Origin of the sequence: Tepidimonas sp. HKU78 (genome assembly GCF_049860815.1) — a bacterium.
In the GTDB taxonomy this organism is placed as follows: Bacteria; Pseudomonadota; Gammaproteobacteria; order Burkholderiales; family Burkholderiaceae_C; genus Tepidimonas.
On sequence record NZ_CP187547.1, the window covers coordinates 1232370 to 1251310 of the forward strand.

Genomic DNA, 18941 nt, shown 5'->3' on the forward strand with positions numbered 1-18941 from the left:
GTGAGGTGATGAACGCGCTGTTCAAGCAGAAAGCCAAGCGTTCGGTCCATCTATTTCGCATCGGAGTGGCTTGTGTTCGACACTGCTGAATCGGCGGTCGAATCCGCCTGGAAACGGGGGCTCGCGCCCGACCCCATCCTCACCGTCGATGACTGGGCCAACCGGCACCGGATGCTCTCGTCGGTCGCCTCCGCCGAACCCGGGCGATGGTCGACCAGCCGCACCCCGTACCTGAAGGCGGTGATGGATGCGCTGTCGGCCACCTCGCGCATCGAGCGTGTTGTGTTCATGGCCGGAGGGCAGGTGGGTAAAACCGAATGCGGACTCAACTGGGTCGGCTACGTCATCCACCACGCCCCGGGGCCGATGCTCTTGGTACAGCCGACCGTCGAAGGGGCCAAGCGCGTCTCCAAGCAGCGGGTGGATGCGCTGATCGAGGCGAGCCCTGAACTCGCCAGTCGGGTGAAGGACCCACGGTCACGCGATTCCGGCAACACCCAGCTGATGAAGGAATTCCCCGGTGGCGTGCTGATCATGACCGGCGCCAATTCGGCGGTGGGTTTGCGCTCGATGCCGGTGCGTTACCTGTTTCTCGATGAGGTCGACGGCTACCCAGGGGATGCCGATGGTGAAGGCGACCCGGTGGCGCTCGCTGTGCAACGGGCGGCGACCTTCGTCAATCGCAAGGTCTATCTCTGCTCGACCCCGACGCTCAAAGGTTTCTCGCGCATCGAGGCGGCCTACCTGGAGTCGGATCAGCGGGTGTATGAGGTGCCGTGCGACCACTGCGGGACGTATAGCCAGATACTCTGGCGCGACATCAAGTGGCCGACCGGCAAGATGAGCGAGGCCGCCTGGCACTGCCCGCAGTGCGACGGCATCCATCCCGAGTACCGCAAACCGGCACTGCTCGCCAATGGCCGCTGGACAGCACGGGCTGAGGGTGATGGCAAGACGGTGGGCTTTCATCTGTCGAGCCTGTACAGCCCGTGGCTGACCTGGGGCGAGATCGCCCAGGAGCACCATGCCGCCAAGGACGATCCGGTACGGCTCAAGGTCTGGGTCAACACCAAACTGGCTGAGACCTGGGAAGACCGGGAGGGCGAGACTTTGGACGCTGAAGGCCTGATGGAACGTCGAGAAGCCTACGGGCCGGCGATTCCTGCCGAGGTGGCACTGCTGACCTGCGGTATCGACGTGCAGGACGACCGGCTCGAACTCGAAGTGGTCGGCTGGGGCCGGGACGAGGAGTCCTGGTCCATCGACTACAAGGTGCTGTGGGGCGACCCGTCCGCGCCCGAGGTCTGGGCGCAGCTGGACGAGTATCTCGCGCAGCGATTTGAACACGAAACCCTGGCCAACGGCCTGACCATCGAAGCCGCGTGCCTCGACACCGGCGGCCATCACACCCTGGCGGCCTATGCCTTCTGCAAGGGCCGGGAGCGCAAACGCATCTGGGCGATCAAGGGGGGCTCAGGCAAACGGCCGATCTGGCCCAAGCGACCGAGCAAGGCCAACAAGGGCAAGGTCAATCTGTTCACGGTGGGCGTCGATGCCGCCAAGGAAGCGATCTACGCCCGGTTGAAGAAGTCAGACGCCGGGGCCGGCGCGATGCACTTTCCGCTGGATCGGGATGCGCAGTATTTCGAGCAGCTGACGGCGGAACGGATTCGCACCCGTTACGTGAAGGGCTTCCCGCAGCGCTTCTGGTGGAAACCGGATGGCCGGCGCAACGAAGCCCTGGACTGCCGGGTGTACGCCTACGCGGCATTGCACGGCCTGCTGTCGATGGGGCTGAACCTGAACAAGCGGGTAGAAGCGCTGCCGCCGGTCCCGACCAGTCGCCAAGGCAAGAGCACACCTGTTTCGGCCCCGATGACCGCCAGCCCGCGCCGTCGGCGCATGGCGATTTCTTCGAACTACGTTTGATCAGTTCGACCAGGGGTTGAATATCTGGACTGGCAAACCTGCGAAGTCTTTGACGTTACGCGTGACTAATACCAGATCGTGCTCCAGTGCGGTGGCAGCCAGCAGGCTGTCGATGGCAGGAAGAGGTCGGCCTGATGCTGCGACCAAACGTCCCCAGCGATCGGCTACGGCGGCATCGACCGGCAGTACCCGGCCAGTGAAGAAAGTTGGCAAGTCTGTCTCCAACCAATCGAGCAGCGACTGGCGGCGCAATTCATCGCTGACGCCTTCAAGGCCTTTACGGATTTCACCCAAGGTCAGCACAGAGAGATACAGGGTGGACGGTGGTCGCCGCGAGAACCAGGCAACAACCCCGGGGTCGGGTGCCTTGCGGCGCAATTCAGACAGCACGTTGGTGTCGATCAGGTAGCTCAAAACGCTACCTCCCGGGTCAGGCTCTGATCGCGCTCAAAAGTAATGTCATCCGCCCCATAGAGCGGCGAGCGCCGCATGAAATCCACCAGCGAGTCCTGTGATTGCGACAAGCGATCAAAGGTCTCGCGCGAAATCACCACGGCCACCGACTTGCCATGCAGGGTGATGTCTTGGGGTTGGTTTTGTGCGCGTTTGACCACTTCAGACAACCGCGCCTTCGCTTCTTGCATTTGCCAGGTTTGCATTGGGATCTCCTAGTCTGACCAGACAGGTCAGAGTTTAGTGCATGCTGCCCCTTATTTCAAGGCGCTTGCCTGGAAAGGCTTTTTATGACCCTCGAACAACTCAAGGCCCAGCGCGAGGCGCTGCAGGCCGCCCGCTTCAATGGGGTGCTCACCGTCAAGGCTGGCGACAAGTGGGTGACCTACAAGTCGGACGCCGAACTGCAGTCGGCCCTGGGAGACCTGGATCGTGAGATCGCCAAGGCAGAAGGCCGCCCGCGCGCCAGGCGCATCCGCGCTTACGCCGGGAAGGGGTTGTGATGGGGATGCTCAAGAACTTGCGCCGCAAGGTCGGTGCCATGGTGGGCGGCTTCGAAGGTGGTTTATCCGCGCGACGCCTCAAGACCTTCGCCGCCAGCCGTGCCCACGTCAACACGCTGATCCAGGCCGCCGGCGCCGACATGACCGCCCGCGCCCGGTACCTGATCCGCAACAACGGCTATGCCGCTAATGCGGTCGAGTCCTGGGCGGGCAATGCCGTGGGCACGGGCATCAAGCCCTCGTCGGGCATCGCCGATGCCGTGCTCAAGGATCGGGTGCAACGCCTGTGGCTGCGCTGGACCGACGAGTCGGACGCCGAAGGGCTCACCGATTTCTATGGCCAGCAGCGCCGCGCCGCTCGGGAACTGTTCATCGCCGGGGAGGTGTTCTTCCGTATTCGCCCGCGCCGCCCAGAGGATGGTTTGAGCGTGCCGCTGCAGTTGCAGATGCTGCCGGCCGAGATGCTGCCGCTCAATCACAACCAGGCGCTCGACAACGGTCACCGCATCCGCCAGGGCATCGAGTTCGATCGCATCGGCCGACGCGTCGCTTACCACTTCCTGCGCCGCCACCCGGGCGACATCACCGATCCAGGACTGGCCGGGGAGACCGTGCGGGTGCCGGCCGAGTCGGTGCTGCACATCGTTGATCCGGTGGACGCCGGGCAACTGAGAGGCGTGTCGCGCTTCTCGCCGGCGCTCGTGAAGCTCTTTCTGCTCGACCAGTACGACGACGCCGAGCTGGATCGCAAGAAGGTCGCCGCGATGTTCGTCGGCTTCGTGCGCCGGCCCGAGCGTGACTTCGACAACGGTGGCGAGACCGATGACCGGGGCGAGCCGCTGCTGCCGCTCGAACCCGGGCAACTCCAGATCCTGGACGACGGCGAGGACATCACCTTCTCGACCCCGGCCGATGTCGGGGGCAACTACGAGTCGTTTCAGTACCGCACCTTGCTGCAGGTGGCCGCCGCGCTGGGCTTGCCCTACGCGAACCTGTCGGCCGATATGTTGAAGGCCAACTACTCCAACACCCGGGCAGCACTGCTGGAGTTTCGCCGCCGCATTGAAGCCTTCCAGCACTCGGTGCTGGTGTTTCAACTGTGCCGAGCGGTGTGGGCGCGCTGGATGGACACGGCGGTGCTCTCTGGGGCGTTGGACCTGCCGGACTACGAGCAACGCCGCGCCGACTACCTGGACTGCAGTTGGCTACCGCCCCGCTGGGACTGGGTCGATCCCTTGAAAGACATCCGCGCCGAGATCAACGCCATCGAGGCCGGGCTCAAGTCGCGCACCCAGGCGATTGCCGAGCGCGGGTTTGATGCCGCGATGGTCGATGCCGAGATCGCAGGCGACCACCGGCGCGAGGACAGCCTGGGGCTGCGATTTGGACGTGAGCCTGCACCGGTCCCGGCACCGGTCCCGGCACCGACTCCTGCGCAGGCGCCGCCGCCAGCCCCCTCGAACTGAGGAATTCCCATGACCGATTTGCCCTACCTGGCGTCCCGCCTGTATGGGACGCCACTCCTCATTGCGCGCCCCAAACTCGAAGTCATCCTCGGAGTGGTGGCCAGAAAGCTCGCAGGCGACACCCTGGCCACGCCACCGCCCAGCCGCACTGATAGCGGACTGGGGGGCGACCTCCAGGTTCAGGACGGCATCGCCATCCTCCCGATCCTCGGCACCCTGGTGCGTCGCTCTTCGTATATCGGTGCAGCCAGTGGCCTCACCAGTTATCACGACATCGAGGCCATGGCTGAAGCAGCCTTTGCCGATCCAGAGGTCCGCGCCGTGCTGCTGGAGATTGACTCCAGCGGTGGCGAGGCGGGCGGCGTGTTCGATCTGGCGCAGCGCCTACGGCAGTTGGCTCAAGCCTCCGGCAAACCCCTGTGGGCCATCGCCGATGAGGCGGCGCTGTCGGCAGCCTACGCCATTGCCTGTGCCGCTGACCGCCTCTGGCTCACCCGCACCGCCGAGGTCGGCTCCATCGGCGTGGTGGCGGTGCATGTCGATGAGTCGGTCGCCGATGCCAAAGCCGGTCTGAACTACACCTTCCTGCACGCCGGCGCCCACAAGGTCGACGGCCATCCGCACGCGCCGCTGCCGGCATCGGTCGCCGCCGACATCCAGGCCGACATCGAGCAGCTGCACGACCAGTTCATCGCCTTGGTCGCCGGATTTCGCCGCCTGACACCCGAGGCGATTCGTGACACCGAGGCTCGCGTCTATCGCGGTGAAGCCGCCCTCCGCGTGGGCCTGGCCGATCGGATCGGTACCCGCGCTGATGCGATCACGGCCCTGCAACGCCAGCTTGCCATGCGTGACGGACGCAGGTCGCGCAATGAGTCGGCCGCCCGCGCATCCCATCCATCTCAACTGACCCAGAAGGAGACCTACATGATCGATCACAACACCACCGATGCGCCGGTGGAGGATGTCCACGAGGACGGCGCGCCGAACTCAAGCCCGACCCCGCCGACGCTCGATGAAGCGGCCATCACCGCCCAAGTCGAGCAGCGACTGCGCCGCCAGCTTGCCGAGCTGACCGAGATCGCCGCCCAGGCCAAACGCATCGGCGTAACGGTCGATCCCGCCCTGGCCCTAGCGCGCGGTGTCACCCCGGATGCGCTGCGCCAGTCGGTACTGAAGCAGGCCGCCGAACGTGATGCGGCGCAAGACATCGTCGCCGAGGCACCGCAGCAACCCCACACCAAACCCCAATCCGTCGCTGACAGCCCTCTGGTCAAAGCGGCCCAAGCCTATGGAGGTCGTAAATGAGCACACCTTTGATTTCTCCCGCGACCCTCGGTGATCTGATCAAGCGCGAGTCCGACCCGGACTACACCCGCGAGACCGTAACCCTGAAGGCCGGCACTGCCTATCCCTTGGGGGCCGTGCTCGGTCGCATCACCGCCACGGGTGTCTATACGTTTTCGCCGGCGGCCTCCACCACAGGGCTGGAAGGCGCTGAGATTGCCTCGGCCGTGCTGCTGCACCCGGTGGCCGCCAGCGACACCGATACCCAGGCCGTCGTGCTCGCGCGTGGCCAGGTGATCGTTGCCGACCGTGCGCTGGCCTTTGATGCCTCGGTCACCGATGCCGCCGCCCAATCCCTCAAACACCAGCAACTGGCTGCTCACGGCATCGTCGTGCGCGCCGCTGCTTGATTCGAATTCACAGGAGTTTTTCCATGACCGTGATCGTCAATCCGTTCGACGCCGGCGGCTTTACGCTGGCCGAGATGTCGGCCGCCATCCAGATGCTGCCCAATCCCTATGGCCGGGTCGGCCAACTGGGGCTGTTTGCGCCCGAACCCATTTCCCAGCGCAACGTCACCATCGAATCCATCGAAGGCGAGCTGCGTCTGCTGCCAGCCGTCGCCCCAGGCGCGCCTGCGACGGTGGGCACTACCGACAAGCGCTCGGTACGCTCGTTTGCCGTTCCCCACATCCCGCACAACGATGTGGTGCTGCCCGAGGAGATCCAGGGGATTCGTGGCCTGGGTCTGGCCGCTGGTGAAGACCCGCTGGTCACCGTGATGACACGCAAGCTCGCCCGGATGCGTGCGAAACACGCGCAGACGCTGGAGTACATGCGCGTTAATGCACTCTTGGGTATCACCAAGGATGGTGCTGGCAACACCCTCTACAACTGGCACGACGAGTTCGGCATCCAGAAGCCCGAGGTGGATTTTGTGTTCGGCAGCACCGAGGACATGGTCATCCACTGCACCCAGGTCGCGCGCCACATCGAGGAGAACCTCAAAGGCGAGATGATGACCACCATCCACGCCCTGGTCAGCCCCGAGTTCTTCGATGCACTGGTCAAGCACAAGACCGTCAAGGAGGCCTATACCTTCTACCAAGGCACGGCCGGTACCAATCCGCTGCGCGATGATGTCCGCCGTGGCTTCCGTTTTGGCTCCATCCTGTTCGAGGAGTATTTCGGCACGGTGACGCTGGCCAATGGGCAGACCGAGCGGCTGATTCCGGCCAAAGAGGGCGTGGCGTTCCCGCTGGGCACGCTGGACACCTTCCGCACTTATTTTGCCCCGGCGAACCTGATGGACGCCGTCGGCACCTACGGCCAAGAGCTCTACGCCTACCAGCTGGCACGGCCCAACGGCACCGGCATCGACATCTACACCCAGTCGAACCCGCTGCCCATCGTGAAGCGCCCGGCGCTGACCGTGCGGCTCTTCTCCAGCAACGGCTGGTGATGGTCATGACGGCCTTCGGTGACCTGACTCGGGCGGTGTCATCCATCGTGCTCGACACCTTCGGCGAGCCGGTGGTGTTTCACCTCGAGGGGCAAGCCCAGGCGCTGCCGGGCCGGGGCGTGTTCTCGGCGGCGCACCAGGAGGTGGATGCCAGTACGGGTGTGCCGGTGTCCATGGTCCAGCCTGTACTGGAGGTGCGGCTGGCGGATCTGCCGGCCACACCGACCGAGGGTGATGCCGTGACGGTGCAAGGCGTGCACTACTTGATCGTCGAGGTGCGACCCGATGGGCACGGTTTTCTGAAACTGATGCTGCACAAAGGGGGCGGCCATGAAGCATCCACGCACCCTGATTCGTGAGGTGGTGGCCGCGCGACTCATCGATGCTTTGCCGAAGGTCGATGCGCGCATCACGCCGCAGCGCATCAGCATCCACCGCAGCACGCCGCTGTTTGCCGGCAAGTTGCCAGCCGTCCTGATCTACACCCGTGACGAGCGCATCGAGGAGCAGCCCAATGCCGATCCAGGGCTGCGGCGTCGCTTGCTCGAACTGTCGGTGGAAATCATCGCCAGCGGTGACGCCGCTGCCGAAGAGGCCGACACCTTGGCGCAGGCGGTGGAAGCCACCCTCGATGCCGACGAAACCTTGGGCCTGCTGGTCGAAGGCACGCGCCTCACCCGCACCGAGGTCGATCAGGGCGGTGAGGGTGACACGCCGGTGCTGGCCGCTCGATTGTCGTTCGAGGTCAGCTACTGGACCCGACCGGCGGAAACACCCGAGGGGGCGCTGCCATTGCAGGTGCTCTACAGCTGGGCGCCGCGCATTGGGATGCCGCACGAGTCCGAGTACCAACCCCTGCTTGATCCCGCCGGAGCGATGCCATGAGCGAGCGCCATCTGCACCAGGATATGACCGAGGCTGAGCGGCGGCTGAGCAATGTGGTGATGCTGGGGCAAGTCGCCGAACTCGATGCGAAGAAGGCCCGGGTGCGGGTACAGGCCGGTCCCATCCTCACGGCCTGGCTGCCGTTTGCCACCGTGCGTGCCGGCCCCGACCGCACCTGGCATGCGCCGGAAGCGGGTGAGCAGGTGGTGCTGGTCGCGCCAGGCGGCGATCTCAACCAGGCGGTGGTGGTGGGTTCGCTCTACCGCGACGCCTATCCTCCGCCGGCCGACAGCGCCGACATCACCCGCACCCTGTGGCAGGACGGCGCGGTGATGGAGTACGACCGGGCTCAGCACCACTGGCGTCTGTCGGTACCGTCAGGCGGCAAGATCGTCCTGGAGATCGGCCCCAGCAAGATCGAGATGACGGACGCCGGCATTCGCCTCACCGCTCCCCGGATTGATCTGAACTGAACCTTCCGCAAATTTGCGGAAGGTTGGCAACCGAGGAGAAAGCAATGCCTGCAGCCACACGTTTGGGGGATCGCTGCACCGGTCACGGTTGCTGGCCACCCCGGCCTTCTACCGCAGCGAGCGCCACGGTTTTCATCAACGGCATGGGTGCGCACCGCCAAGGCGACAGCTGGGCCACTCATTGCTGTGGACTGGCCTGTCACGCCAGCACGCTGGCCCAGGGCAGCGGTTCGGTGTTCGTTGAAGGACGCGGCTTGGGGCGCATCGGCGACCCGGTCGCCTGTGGGTCACGGGTGGCGCAGGGCTCGCCGAATGTCTTTGCGGGTGGGTAGGCAACAGCTGACCCTTGAGCGCGACGTAATTGCGCAAATTTGCGCATTTATCCGAATGGGATGAAGGGGGTGCTTTGCGATGAATGGCTTCAACGCCCACACCGGCCAGCCCCTCGCTGGCCTCGATCACCTGCGCCAGAGCATCGCCGACATCCTCTCCACCCCCCTGAACACCCGGGTGATGCGCCGTGACTATGGCTCGCGCTTGCCGGAGCTGATCGACCAACCCATCACGCCACGTCTGGCGGTCGAACTTTACGCCGCCACCGCCGAGGCGCTGCGCCGCTGGGAGCCGCGCTTCAAACTGACCCGCGTGCGCCTGACCAACGCGCGGGCCGGCTGGGTGGAACTGACCCTGGAAGGCGAAGTACGGCTGCAGGGCTTTGAAGGCCAGACCGTCACCCTGTCGGGGCTGAGCATCGGCACTGGAGGACCTCCATGAATTTCACCCCCTCGCTGGCGCCAGAGCTCGCCGGCCTGCCCACGCCGCAGGTGCTGGAGACCCTGCGCTTCGAGACCGTGTTCGATGCGCTGCTGCGCGACTTTCAGGTGCGCTACCCGCAGTACAGCGCGCTGCTGGCCTCCGACCCGGCGATCAAGCTGATCGAGGTGGCGGCCTACCGCGAGTTGCTGCTGCGTGCCCGCATCAACGAAGCGGCGCGAGCGAATTTGCTGGCCTTTGCGGTCGGCCACGACCTGGAGCACCTGGGCGCCTTCTATGGCGTTTCCCGGCTGCCCCAGGAACAGGACGAGCCGCTGCGCCGGCGCATCCGGGCTCGCATCATGGGCTTTGCCAACGCCGGCGGCGCGGCGCACTACCGCTACTGGGCCTTGTCCGCCTCACCCGAGGTCGCCGATGTCGCCGTCGACAGCCCCGGCCCGGGTCGGGTGCGCATCAGTGTGCTGCCCACCGGCCACAGCGACACCGTGCCTGAAGCGCTTCTGGAGACGGTGCGTGCGACGGTCCTGCGCGACGACGTGCGGGTGCTGACGGATACCGTGGAAGTGGTGCCGGTGAGTCTGGTGCCAGTGACGGTATCGGCCCAGATCTGGCTTTACCCCGACACGCCCATGGCGGTGTTTGAGGGGCTGACCCCACGGCTCACCCGAGAACTCGCCCAGGCTGCCGTGCTCGGCTGGGATCTCACCCGCTCCTGGCTGATTGGGCAGCTGCAGCAACCTGGCATCCACAAGGTCGTGCTGATCCATCCGGATGCCGACATCCGCATCCACAGCACCCAGGCGGTGCGCCTGACCGATGTCCAGCTGACCTTCGTGGGCAGAGACCGGTAAGCGCGCTGCCCTGGGGTTTTTCTCCCCAGGAGGGCGCATGACACCCAACGATCTGTTGCCGCCCAATGCCACGGCACTCGAATGTTCGCTGTCGCTCTCGAGCGACCTGCTGACCCGACTGGGACACCAGACTGAGGCCCTGGCTGGCTTCAAGACTGACCCTAGCGACAGTCTCTTGCCCTGGCTGATCTGGGAATATGGCCTGGGCGAATTGCTGCCCTACCTGCCTGATCCTCGCCGGGCCATTGCCGAAGGCATCCGCTGGCAACGCCTGCGGGGCACGCCAGCGGCACTTACCACAGCGCTATCCTGGATCGGTGCGACCGCCACGGTCGAACAGGAAACGCCCGGCATTCACTTCGCCGAGTTCCAGTTCGATCCGGGTCAGGTGCTGGATGACGATGCCCTCATCGCCAGCCTGATCGCTATTGCCCGGCTGTCGGCACCGGCCCGATCCCGCCTGTCGCGCATCTACCACGGCTGGGATCTGCGCCGGCTGGTGCTGGACGAGAGTCGGCTGGGCGAAGCGCTGCTGTCGGACCATAGTGGGGTGTTCTGGACAGACGGGCAGACCAAGCTCTCCTTTGGCCGGGTCCGCCAATTGGCGAACCCTCCGCCCGACATCGTGCTGGCGCCCGCGCGAGAGGCCGTGCGCTTTGCAGTGGCCCGGCTGATGGACCGCTACCTGCTGAGCTTCTCGGCGCTGGGCGATCCCGGCCATACGCCGAACGAGGAGATCCTGCATTCGCACCTTTTTACGCTCGCCAATGCGCTGGGGGTGCCCGACCCGGTTGGGATGCGACCCGAGCGCAAGTTCTGCCGGGCGATGGTGGTGCTCTCGGACAGCACGCCCTTGGGCGACATCAACGCCAACCTGCCGAGATTTGTCTGGCAGGAGGAGGGGCAAGTCCTGACCCTGGGTAGTGGCGACAAGCTATCGTCCACACCGCATCGGCTGGTCAGGGTGGAAGTGCTGGAACGTTGGGCTGCCCAGCATCCAGGCGCGCTGGTCGTACCGACCCTGAGTCTGCAGGCCTACCGCGACCATCGGGTCGCTCATCGCGTCCAGGCCCGCGCCGATCAGTCGCTGGGGATGTGGGCCTTGGGCGAGTCCGTGCCCAGCCTCGACCGGGGTTTTGTGCGGCGTGATCACACCCGAGGCAACTTGGGCCTGCCCGATGCTGCTGGCTGGCGGCCAAGCCTTTACCAACGGGCGCAGGTGGTGCTCAGTGAGGGCATTCTGGGCGAGGTCAATACCCGTACGCCCCGGCGAGCACTGTTGCGCAACCGGCCGCTGCCCACCCTCGGCGATCTCACCTTGGGGGATGTGGCCGAGGTCGAGTGGCGAACGCTGACCGAGATGCACATCGCTATCTCGAGCTTCACCGATCTGGCGCCTTACGGGTTTGCCGATTCACCGACCAGCCTGCAGCGCCTGCTGACCCGAAGCACCGAGCGCAACACCAGCGCGTTGGCCTCGCCATCACGCATTGCCTTGGCCAGTACCCATGCCGGCTGGCGCGGCCAGACCTGGACCGGCGTGCGCTGGCCGACTTCGACCTGGACCGACACCCGCGAGCTGATCGGCAGCGCCCACAGCACGCAGTCCTGATTTCTTGACCACATTCATTTCCTGGAGCACCCGATGGCCATCCTGACTGCCAGCGGTCGCGCTGCGCTTGCCGCCGCGATCAAACAACAGACCTTGCACCTCGCCCTGGGCGAGGGCGACCCCTTGTGGGACACCACCAAGGCGATCAGTACCCCTTTTGATGAGGCGGGGGTGATCGAGCTGGGTTTCCAGCATCTGGCCGACATCCGCGTCACCTCGCTCGATGACCAGACCGAGTACGTGTTGGATGCCGACTACAGCGCCAATGCCCGCGAGGGCGTGATCCGGCGTCTGCCGGCGAGCACGATTCCCGAAGGCGGTGACGTCACGGTCCACTTCAAGGTTTCCCATCCGCCCGAATCCATCGGCCAGACGGCGCTGCTGCGCGAAGTCGGCCGGCGCGTCGTCGATGAGGTGCATTTCGTCACGGCCGACCCTGAAGGCGAGATCGTCGTGCCGACCGGTCGCTACCGACTCTCGGTTGAGCCGACCAACCATCTGTTCATCCGGGTGCGTTTCGACTTCGAGGACGCCGCCACCAGCGTGGTGCGCGAGCAAGGCCTCTTCGTCGGCACCCAGACAGATCCCGCTTTGCCCATCGGACAAAAGTTCTTCATTCCAGCCCAGATCACCGATCCGGGCATTTTGCTCGTGCTGCAGAACTCGGTGCCCATCGTGCGCCAGCCCAGTACGCGCGAGACCTTCGAATTCGTCGTCACTTTCTAAATCGCGAGGCCCCCCATGATCGAGCGTTACTACAACCTGTTTGACCCGGCCAAGCACTACACCCAGTTGCTGTTCCGTGCCGGCGATGGCCTGCAGTCCCGAGAACTCAACGAGATCCAGACCACCCTGATCCACCGCCTGCAGGGCGTGGCCGATGCCTTGCTCAAGGACGGCGACATCGTCAGCGGCGCCAACCTGCAGATCGATGCCGACACGGGCTTGGTCACCCTGGAGGCGGGGCGCGTCTATCTGCGCGGTGCCGTGCGCGAGGTGCCGGCCACCACTTTCACGGTGCCGACCACCGGCCGCATTGCCGTCGGCGTGCGCTTCACCACCCGCACCGTCACCGAACTCGAAGACCCCACCTTGCGCGAGCCGGCGGTGGGCGTGCGCAACTACCAGGAGCCGGGGGCCGGCCGTCTGCAGGAGACCCTCGCCTGGGGCTGGGAAGGTGCCGGCACCAGTGACGGTAAGCCCGGAGATTTCCACGCCGTCTATGCGTTGGACAACGGTCTGCTGGAGAACCGCCGCCAGCCGCCTGTGCTCGATGGGGTCATTTCGAGCCTCGCGCGCTACGACTACGACGCCAACGGCCACTACGTCACCGAGGGGCTGGGCGTGCGCTATCTCTCCCAGGACAGCGACAGCCAAGAGCACATCTTTTCCGTGGCGGAGGGGCGCGCCAACATCGACGGCTTCAAGGTCGAGCGCACGCAGTCCCAACGTCTGCGGCTGCCTATCGATCCCGATCTACAGCGCGTCTCCAGCGAACCGCAGGTGTTCAATGACAGCGGCGATGGGTCGATGGTGGTGACCATCAACCGGCCGCCGCTGGCGCAGGTGCTCGACATCAAGGTCACGCAGCAGAAAACCGAGACGGTGGTCCATGGCGCCTTCACAGGCAGCCGCGATGTGCTGACCGAACCGACGGTCGTCGCCGTGCTGGAGGTCAAGCAAGGCGGCACCACCTACGCCCAGGGCACCGATTACAAGGTCGTGGGCGATGAGATCGACTGGTCACCCGGCGGCGCTGAACCGGCCCCGGGATCGAGCTACCAGGTCACCTACCAGTACATCGCCAGCATCACCCCAACGAACCTGACCGACACCGGCTTCACCGTCTCGGGCGTCGTGCAGGGTTCCACGATGTACATCGACTACCTGTGGAAGCTGCCGCGCGTGGATGTGCTGGCGCTCACCGCCGATGGCCAGGTGGAGCGCATCAAGGGCATCAGCCAGGTGAGGAACCCCGTCGCGCCCACGGTGCCCGCCTCGCGCCTGGCGCTGGCCGAGATCGCCTATGACTGGCGCAGTGGTTCGGAGCCGGTTGTGCGTAACGTGGCGATTCGCACCATCAAGGTCTCGGAACTCACCGCGATGCAGCGCCAGATTGCCGACCTCTATGACCTGATGGCGCTCGAACGCCTGCGGGTCGATGCCAACATTCGGGAGCCGGCCGCCAAGAAAGGTCTCTTCGTGGACAACTTCCTCGACGACGATCTGCGCGACCAGGGCGTGGCGCAAACCGGGGCCATTGTGGCCGGGGTGCTGACCCTGCCGATCACGGCCAGTGCGCAGCACGCCAAGGAGAACGGCAACGCCCTCATCACGCTGGATTACACACTGACCCCGGTGATCGAGCAGCTGGCCCGTACCGGGTCGATGAAGATCAACCCCTACCAGGCCTTCGAACCGGTGCCGGCCCGGGTCACCTTGAACCCAGCGGTTGACCAGTTCACGGTGACCAACACCACCTGGGCGTCCAACGTCACCGAGCGCCTGGTCATCGGCAGCGGTGTGCTCGAGCAGGTCGTGGAGACGCGTCGTTCGGAGCAGGTGCTGGCCTCCTCGAGTGAGGAAGCCCAGTTCCTGCGCAGCCTCAGCGTCGCCTATCGGTTGGAAGGTTTCGGGCCGAGTGAGGCGCTGGCTGCCTTGCGCTTCGACGGTATCGGGATTTCGCAGCCGGCCGGCACGGCCGCCAATGCCTCGGGCCTGCTCACGGGCAGCTTCCAGATCCCGCCAGCGATTCCGGCCGGTGCGAAGCTGGTGGAGTTTCTGGGGGCCGGTGGCAGTTACGGCTCGGCGACTTATGTAGGACGAGGCCAGATCGTCACCGAAACGCGCCGGCGGATTCTGACCACCGTGGTACGCCGCTGGGACCCGCTGGCGCAGACCTTCACGCTGCCCGAGCGCCGCACCATCGGCGGGCTGGAGCTGTGGTTCACGACCAAGGGCGGCACCGCGCCGGTGATCGTGCAGATCCGCGAGACGCAGGTTGGCCTCCCGACCACCACAGTGCTGACGGAAGGTCGCCTGGCGGCCTCGGACATCAAGACCGACGGCAATCCGACCCGGATCGCCCTCGATCCGGTGGCACTTGAGGCCAACCGCGAGTACGCCATCGTGGTGCTCACCGACGATGCCAATCACGCCGTGTCGGTGGCCGAGCTCGGCAAGTACGACCCGCGCACCGGTTGGGTCACCGCTCAGCCCTACCAGATCGGCGTGCTGCTCTCATCGAGCAATGGCATCACCTGGACACCGCACCAGACGCAGGACCTGACGTTTCGGCTGCTCGGCTGCCGCTTCACGCAAACGAGCAAGACGGTCTCGCTGGGCCAGTACACGGTGACGAATCTGTCCGATGTGATGGCGCTTGCGGGTGTCGAGCGTCCGGCCGCCGGCACCGATGTGCAGTTTCTGGCGACCGATGCCCAGGGGCGGATCTACACCTTGTCGGAAGACCGGGGTCTGGCCTTGAGCGAGAAGCTTTCCGGCAATCTGGCCGTGTCAGCCCGGCTGACCGGTACCGATACCGCCAGTCCGATCCTGTATCCGGGCACGCAGCTGGTGTTCGGCACGCTGGAGGCCGCTGGCGACTACCTGTCCCGCGCCATTCCGGCTGCTGCCACCTTCAATGTGGCGGTGACTTTCGATGCCCTGACACCTGGCACGTCCAGCGTGACGGTGCAGGCGGAGTCAGGCACGCCGGGCAGTTTCCAGACGTTGTCCTTGTCGTCGGGCGTGGAGGTGGGCAACGGCTGGGTGGAACGTACCTACAAGGCCAGCAGCCTCGTTGGCGTCGGTGCCGACCGCACCACGCGCGTGAAGCTGGCGTTATCCGGCTCACCGCAGCACCGGCCCTTCGTGCGCAACCTGCGCGTCATCGTCACCTGATGGGAGTGACCGATGACGCAGGAGCGCACGCCGCGCGGCTATCCCTTGCCGCACCCCGAGCACCTGCTGTCTGAAGACGTCCTCAACCTGCGTGAAGCCCTCACCCGCATCGATGCGGATGTGGCCGCGCAGGAGGCATCCGCTCAGCAGGGGCAAGACCAACTCACCGAACGGCTGCACCGCCAGCAACTGCGGGTGTTTCACCAGTTCGGCTTTTAAGGAGCACTCCCCATGGCCAAAGACCCCTTGCTGCGTGATGCGGTGCGCGCGATCAAAGCCAAGATCGAAACCGCCGCCGAGATCGCCACCCCGGAAGAACTGGCGTACCTCGGCACCGCCATCGACCGCATCGGTGGTCGCGCCACCGTCCTCGAGGTCGAGGAGATGGGCGACATCAAGATGGCGGAGATGTCGGCGCACGCCAACGCAGTGGAGTCGGCGACGCTCGACACCATTGCCACGGCCGCTGAGGTCGCGATTGCCAACGTCACGGCTACCAAGACAGCGGCCGAGACCGCGATCACCGCCACCAAGACGGCAGCGGAATCCTCGGTCACCCAGACCAAGAACGCGGCCTTGGCCGTGATGGCACAGACCGAGGCCAGCACAGTGGCCACCGTCAATGCGGCGGCCCAGACCGCGATCCAGCAATCGGCCAGTGCTCGCGACCAGGCGATTGCCGCCACGCAAAGCGCGGCCGATGCGGCCGTGGCCACGGCGCAAGCCGCTGCCAACAGCGTCACCCAGCAACTGGTGCTGGGGCGCAAGACCTTCTTCTTTGCCCAACTCTAAGGAGCCCCCTCGATGTCCATTCTGGGAACGGCGCTGCCAGCCGCCAACACGCTGGCAACCCTCTACGAAGTACCGACCGGCCGTCGCGCGGTGGTCAATGTCGCCGCCTGCAACAAAGGCTCGGCGGCCGCCAAGGTGCGCGTGGCGCTCACTGCATCGGCCACGCCAGCCGAGAGCGAGTTCATTGAATTTGATGTGAGTCTGGCGGCGACGGAAGTGCTGGAACGCACCGCGCTCTCCTTGGCCGCCGGTCAGAAGATCGTGGTGCAGGCTAGCGCTGGCACGGTCAGCTTCAACGCATGGGGAATTGAGGAGGTGGCGTAATGGGACGGTATCTATCCAATCCGCTCGGCCGCAGTGAGAGCGATGTGCGTTACGCCGTGTGCAACTTCGGGGGCAGCGGCGGCCACTACTACCGCCTGCTCGATGGCGACTTCAAACCGGCGCGCCAGATTCCGAATCTCGCGCCCGCGATGGCGCCCATCTCGGTCAGTGGCTACGCCTCCTACGGCACCGTCCAGCCTTCGGGGCTGGGGGTTTCGCTCGACCCGGTGTTTGCGCTGGGCGGGGCTTGGTCCGGGCCGGCCAACACCAGCGGCAACTCGTACTACTTCGACGGTGCCCAACAGCAGGCCATCAATTTTGGTGGTGCCACCACCGCCCCTGGCAGCAGCAACAGCAACTTCGACCACTACACCGGCCGCTGCGGCGAGTTCGGTCATGACCGCTGGAACCTCGACAACCGTGGCGCGATCCTGCTGCCTCAGCGCAGCCCGACCTTCGGGCTGGAGACCAAGACCGAGGCGAACGATGCCTTCGTCAATGGCGATCTGGCCGATGGGAGCCTCACGCTGCTGCTCTGGAACGGACGCCTGTATCTCACCCGCCGCACTGAGGTGGAAACGGTGGTGGTCTCCAACGGCGTCCGGGGCTGGATCAGCCGCTTCACCGTCGCGGGGCTGCCCAACGGCTACTTTGGCACGGCGTCCTACAACCGCACCCGCAACGAGCTCGTCATCTTGGGCGGAAGTTCCGCCACCTCCAGCAGTGGGATGTGGCTGCGGCTGTACCGCAATCTGCCGGTGCTCGACGAGACCAGCAACCTCGAGACCATCCTGTCGGCCATCACGCCGCTCGAGGTGGCGATCACCTGGTCGGGCTGGACGCCGGCAGCCAATGCCGAGGCGGTCGGTGGGGCCACGCCGGTGCTCACCGACAACGGCGATGTCTACATCGGCTTCTTCAACGCCAGTACTGCGCTGTACGTGGTGCGGGTGCCGCGTACCGGGGACACCACCTTCAGTGCCCTGGTCAACGCCATTTCCTTTGGCGTGACGACCAGCTACGGTCGTCATTCGGCCCGGGGTTCCGGGATGCAGGTGATGCAGACCCGCGATGGCAGCACCGTGGCCTTCTACAGCCAGTACTACTACTACGGCGCGGGCCTGGGGGTCATCACCGTCAACAAGCGCTCCAACAGCGCCCGGGTGATGTACGCCGACAGCCAGACCTCGGACGGTCGCAGTCTGCTGCACTGGGGTGCGTCGGGTTTTGCGGTGGCGTTCAATGCGTCGAGCAGCTACAGCGCGGCCAGCAGCGGTGCGGTCTACGGCTACGACTGTGCGGTGCAAACCGCTACCGTGTCCCCGTCGCAAATCGTGCTACCCATTCCCAACGGCTACAACACCGGCGGCACCTATCCGTTCTATGTGGAGGTCAGCGTATGAGTGTCTATTTCGATATCCGCAACGATGCGGTGGCGGTGATTGAGACCGACGCACCCGAGACCGGCTGGATCAAATTGACCACCAAACAGTCGCGGCTGGCGGCCCGCTACCGGGTCGAGGCGGGCAAGGTGGTGGACGCCTATCCCGGCAAGACGGACGAGGAGGTGCTGGCGGCCATCGAGGCCACGCAGGTGGCGCTGACCACCCCGCCGGCGGTGCCGACCCGGGTGATCACCAAGCTCGCCTTCATGAACCGCTTCACCATGGAGGAGTTGGCCGCGATCTATACCGCTGCCAAGACCGAAGTCATGGTCGAGGTATTCCTGGACAAGCTCAAACTGGCGGAATACGTCGATGTCACCGATCCGCAGACCATTGCGGGCCTGCAGGCGCTCGCCGCCAGCGGGCTTCTGACGGAGGCCCGAGTCCAGGAGATCCTGCAGTGATGGCCGCCTTGGCTCGTGTCCTCCTGCACCGTCTGTCGCTGCTCGGGTTGTGGGGGCTGTGCCAGATTGCGGCGGTGATCGCGTCGCTCTGGATGCTCATCGCTGCCCTGGCCGGTAGTCGACGCGCTTGGACCCTGGCGGTCGCCCACGACCAACTGGCGAATGCGGCCTTCGGTGGTCACGAGGACGAGACGCTCTCCAGTCGCGCCGGGAAAGCTGCTCGCGAGGGAAAGCGCTGGGCCTGCATCTTCTGTCGGCTGCTGGATCGGTTCGATCCGAACCATTGCGAGAAATCCATCGAGCCGGACGAGGGCAAGTCGCTGCGGTCGTAGCCGATCACTCGCCTGCTTGCTTCCTGAAGTTTCTTTTTATTCCGCC

Annotated in this window: 23 protein-coding genes; 21 read left to right on the forward strand and 2 right to left on the reverse strand. The window is 65.3% G+C overall.

Annotated features, from left to right (window positions below; translation table 11 throughout):
- The first annotated feature begins 72 nt into the window (after positions 1 to 72).
- A complete protein-coding gene (locus tag ACPYIS_RS06060; RefSeq protein WP_425974002.1) occupies positions 73 to 1929 on the forward strand; it encodes a phage terminase large subunit family protein in 1857 nt (618 codons plus the stop codon).
- Here ACPYIS_RS06060 and ACPYIS_RS06065 read toward each other — a convergent pair whose 3' ends face one another.
- Together ACPYIS_RS06065 and ACPYIS_RS06070 are read right to left on the reverse strand one after the other, a co-directional pair.
- Positions 1930 to 2343, reverse strand: a complete 414-nt coding sequence (locus tag ACPYIS_RS06065) for a type II toxin-antitoxin system VapC family toxin (protein ID WP_424894861.1) — start codon at positions 2341 to 2343, stop codon at positions 1930 to 1932.
- Positions 2340 to 2588, reverse strand: coding sequence for a type II toxin-antitoxin system Phd/YefM family antitoxin (locus tag ACPYIS_RS06070; RefSeq protein WP_424894860.1), 249 nt, complete (start codon positions 2586 to 2588; stop codon positions 2340 to 2342). The genes ACPYIS_RS06065 and ACPYIS_RS06070 overlap by 4 nt, the downstream gene beginning before the upstream one ends.
- An 84-nt stretch (positions 2589 to 2672) precedes the next feature.
- On the opposite strand from ACPYIS_RS06070, the gene ACPYIS_RS06075 reads away from it, so the two are divergent.
- The 20 genes from ACPYIS_RS06075 to ACPYIS_RS06170 all read left to right on the forward strand — a co-directional run bounded on the left by ACPYIS_RS06075 (position 2673) and on the right by ACPYIS_RS06170 (position 18895).
- Complete coding sequence (locus ACPYIS_RS06075) at positions 2673 to 2885, forward strand: phage head-tail joining protein (protein WP_347286749.1); 213 nt, start codon at positions 2673 to 2675, stop codon at positions 2883 to 2885.
- Positions 2886 to 2890: 5 nt separating this feature from the next.
- Positions 2891 to 4351 (forward strand): phage portal protein, encoded by a 1461-nt coding sequence (locus ACPYIS_RS06080; protein ID WP_424894859.1) that lies wholly within the window; start codon positions 2891 to 2893, stop codon positions 4349 to 4351.
- Between the two features lie 9 nt (positions 4352 to 4360).
- A complete protein-coding gene (locus tag ACPYIS_RS06085) occupies positions 4361 to 5659 on the forward strand; it encodes a S49 family peptidase (protein ID WP_425974005.1) in 1299 nt (432 codons plus the stop codon).
- Positions 5656 to 6048, forward strand: coding sequence for a head decoration protein (locus ACPYIS_RS06090; RefSeq protein ID WP_425974007.1), 393 nt, complete (start codon positions 5656 to 5658; stop codon positions 6046 to 6048). The genes ACPYIS_RS06085 and ACPYIS_RS06090 overlap by 4 nt, the downstream gene beginning before the upstream one ends.
- 23 nt (positions 6049 to 6071) lie before the next feature.
- Positions 6072 to 7100: a major capsid protein gene (locus ACPYIS_RS06095; RefSeq protein ID WP_425974008.1), complete on the forward strand. Its 1029-nt coding sequence runs from the start codon at positions 6072 to 6074 to the stop codon at positions 7098 to 7100.
- Positions 7101 to 7105: 5 nt separating this feature from the next.
- Positions 7106 to 7459, forward strand: a complete 354-nt coding sequence (locus ACPYIS_RS06100; protein ID WP_425974009.1) for a head-tail joining protein — start codon at positions 7106 to 7108, stop codon at positions 7457 to 7459.
- The gene (locus ACPYIS_RS06105; RefSeq protein ID WP_425974010.1) at positions 7431 to 7985 is read left to right on the forward strand and encodes a hypothetical protein; all 555 of its coding nucleotides are present in this window, start codon (positions 7431 to 7433) and stop codon (positions 7983 to 7985) included. Before ACPYIS_RS06100 ends, ACPYIS_RS06105 begins: the two co-directional genes overlap by 29 nt.
- The gene (locus ACPYIS_RS06110) at positions 7982 to 8458 is read left to right on the forward strand and encodes a phage baseplate assembly protein V (RefSeq protein WP_425974011.1); all 477 of its coding nucleotides are present in this window, start codon (positions 7982 to 7984) and stop codon (positions 8456 to 8458) included. The genes ACPYIS_RS06105 and ACPYIS_RS06110 overlap by 4 nt, the downstream gene beginning before the upstream one ends.
- Positions 8459 to 8502: 44 nt before the next feature.
- Complete coding sequence (locus ACPYIS_RS06115) at positions 8503 to 8790, forward strand: PAAR domain-containing protein (RefSeq protein ID WP_291454955.1); 288 nt, start codon at positions 8503 to 8505, stop codon at positions 8788 to 8790.
- A 79-nt stretch (positions 8791 to 8869) separates the two neighbouring features.
- Entirely contained in the window at positions 8870 to 9232 is a 363-nt protein-coding gene (locus ACPYIS_RS06120; RefSeq protein ID WP_425974013.1) for a GPW/gp25 family protein, read from the forward strand.
- Positions 9229 to 10083 (forward strand): baseplate assembly protein, encoded by an 855-nt coding sequence (locus tag ACPYIS_RS06125; protein ID WP_425974014.1) that lies wholly within the window; start codon positions 9229 to 9231, stop codon positions 10081 to 10083. Before ACPYIS_RS06120 ends, ACPYIS_RS06125 begins: the two co-directional genes overlap by 4 nt.
- Positions 10084 to 10120: 37 nt before the next feature.
- Positions 10121 to 11695 (forward strand): phage tail protein, encoded by a 1575-nt coding sequence (locus ACPYIS_RS06130; RefSeq protein ID WP_425974015.1) that lies wholly within the window; start codon positions 10121 to 10123, stop codon positions 11693 to 11695.
- 33 nt (positions 11696 to 11728) lie between these two features.
- A complete protein-coding gene (locus tag ACPYIS_RS06135; RefSeq protein ID WP_424894912.1) occupies positions 11729 to 12421 on the forward strand; it encodes a hypothetical protein in 693 nt (230 codons plus the stop codon).
- A 15-nt stretch (positions 12422 to 12436) separates the two neighbouring features.
- Positions 12437 to 15598, forward strand: coding sequence for a DUF4815 domain-containing protein (locus tag ACPYIS_RS06140; RefSeq protein ID WP_425974016.1), 3162 nt, complete (start codon positions 12437 to 12439; stop codon positions 15596 to 15598).
- Positions 15599 to 15610: 12 nt separating this feature from the next.
- Positions 15611 to 15817, forward strand: a complete 207-nt coding sequence (locus ACPYIS_RS06145; protein ID WP_347286763.1) for a hypothetical protein — start codon at positions 15611 to 15613, stop codon at positions 15815 to 15817.
- A gap of 12 nt (positions 15818 to 15829) precedes the next feature.
- On the forward strand, positions 15830 to 16390 hold the full coding sequence (locus ACPYIS_RS06150) for a hypothetical protein (protein ID WP_347286764.1): 561 nt from the start codon (positions 15830 to 15832) through the stop codon (positions 16388 to 16390).
- A gap of 12 nt (positions 16391 to 16402) precedes the next feature.
- A complete protein-coding gene (locus ACPYIS_RS06155; RefSeq protein ID WP_424894910.1) occupies positions 16403 to 16714 on the forward strand; it encodes a hypothetical protein in 312 nt (103 codons plus the stop codon).
- Positions 16714 to 18117, forward strand: coding sequence for a hypothetical protein (locus ACPYIS_RS06160; RefSeq protein WP_425974019.1), 1404 nt, complete (start codon positions 16714 to 16716; stop codon positions 18115 to 18117). Before ACPYIS_RS06155 ends, ACPYIS_RS06160 begins: the two co-directional genes overlap by 1 nt.
- A complete protein-coding gene (locus ACPYIS_RS06165; RefSeq protein WP_425974020.1) occupies positions 18114 to 18563 on the forward strand; it encodes a hypothetical protein in 450 nt (149 codons plus the stop codon). The genes ACPYIS_RS06160 and ACPYIS_RS06165 overlap by 4 nt, the downstream gene beginning before the upstream one ends.
- The gene (locus ACPYIS_RS06170; protein WP_425974022.1) at positions 18563 to 18895 is read left to right on the forward strand and encodes a hypothetical protein; all 333 of its coding nucleotides are present in this window, start codon (positions 18563 to 18565) and stop codon (positions 18893 to 18895) included. Before ACPYIS_RS06165 ends, ACPYIS_RS06170 begins: the two co-directional genes overlap by 1 nt.
- The last annotated feature ends 46 nt before the right edge of the window (positions 18896 to 18941 follow it).

Bases quoted from the DNA above. Each gene is read 5' to 3' on its own strand.
- ACPYIS_RS06070 (WP_424894860.1), bottom strand. From the start codon at position 2,588: ATGCAAACCTGGCAAATGCAAGAAGCGAAGGCGCGGTTGTCTGAAGTG.
- ACPYIS_RS06075 (WP_347286749.1), top strand. From the start codon at position 2,673: ATGACCCTCGAACAACTCAAGGCCCAGCGCGAGGCGCTGCAGGCCGCC.
- ACPYIS_RS06080 (WP_424894859.1), top strand. From the start codon at position 2,891: ATGCTCAAGAACTTGCGCCGCAAGGTCGGTGCCATGGTGGGCGGCTTC.
- ACPYIS_RS06085 (WP_425974005.1), top strand. From the start codon at position 4,361: ATGACCGATTTGCCCTACCTGGCGTCCCGCCTGTATGGGACGCCACTC.
- ACPYIS_RS06090 (WP_425974007.1), top strand. From the start codon at position 5,656: ATGAGCACACCTTTGATTTCTCCCGCGACCCTCGGTGATCTGATCAAG.
- ACPYIS_RS06095 (WP_425974008.1), top strand. From the start codon at position 6,072: ATGACCGTGATCGTCAATCCGTTCGACGCCGGCGGCTTTACGCTGGCC.
- ACPYIS_RS06100 (WP_425974009.1), top strand. From the start codon at position 7,106: ATGACGGCCTTCGGTGACCTGACTCGGGCGGTGTCATCCATCGTGCTC.
- ACPYIS_RS06105 (WP_425974010.1), top strand. From the start codon at position 7,431: ATGAAGCATCCACGCACCCTGATTCGTGAGGTGGTGGCCGCGCGACTC.
- ACPYIS_RS06110 (WP_425974011.1), top strand. From the start codon at position 7,982: ATGAGCGAGCGCCATCTGCACCAGGATATGACCGAGGCTGAGCGGCGG.
- ACPYIS_RS06115 (WP_291454955.1), top strand. From the start codon at position 8,503: ATGCCTGCAGCCACACGTTTGGGGGATCGCTGCACCGGTCACGGTTGC.
- ACPYIS_RS06120 (WP_425974013.1), top strand. From the start codon at position 8,870: ATGAATGGCTTCAACGCCCACACCGGCCAGCCCCTCGCTGGCCTCGAT.
- ACPYIS_RS06125 (WP_425974014.1), top strand. From the start codon at position 9,229: ATGAATTTCACCCCCTCGCTGGCGCCAGAGCTCGCCGGCCTGCCCACG.
- ACPYIS_RS06130 (WP_425974015.1), top strand. From the start codon at position 10,121: ATGACACCCAACGATCTGTTGCCGCCCAATGCCACGGCACTCGAATGT.
- ACPYIS_RS06135 (WP_424894912.1), top strand. From the start codon at position 11,729: ATGGCCATCCTGACTGCCAGCGGTCGCGCTGCGCTTGCCGCCGCGATC.
- ACPYIS_RS06140 (WP_425974016.1), top strand. From the start codon at position 12,437: ATGATCGAGCGTTACTACAACCTGTTTGACCCGGCCAAGCACTACACC.
- ACPYIS_RS06145 (WP_347286763.1), top strand. From the start codon at position 15,611: ATGACGCAGGAGCGCACGCCGCGCGGCTATCCCTTGCCGCACCCCGAG.
- ACPYIS_RS06150 (WP_347286764.1), top strand. From the start codon at position 15,830: ATGGCCAAAGACCCCTTGCTGCGTGATGCGGTGCGCGCGATCAAAGCC.
- ACPYIS_RS06155 (WP_424894910.1), top strand. From the start codon at position 16,403: ATGTCCATTCTGGGAACGGCGCTGCCAGCCGCCAACACGCTGGCAACC.
- ACPYIS_RS06160 (WP_425974019.1), top strand. From the start codon at position 16,714: ATGGGACGGTATCTATCCAATCCGCTCGGCCGCAGTGAGAGCGATGTG.
- ACPYIS_RS06165 (WP_425974020.1), top strand. From the start codon at position 18,114: ATGAGTGTCTATTTCGATATCCGCAACGATGCGGTGGCGGTGATTGAG.
- ACPYIS_RS06170 (WP_425974022.1), top strand. From the start codon at position 18,563: ATGGCCGCCTTGGCTCGTGTCCTCCTGCACCGTCTGTCGCTGCTCGGG.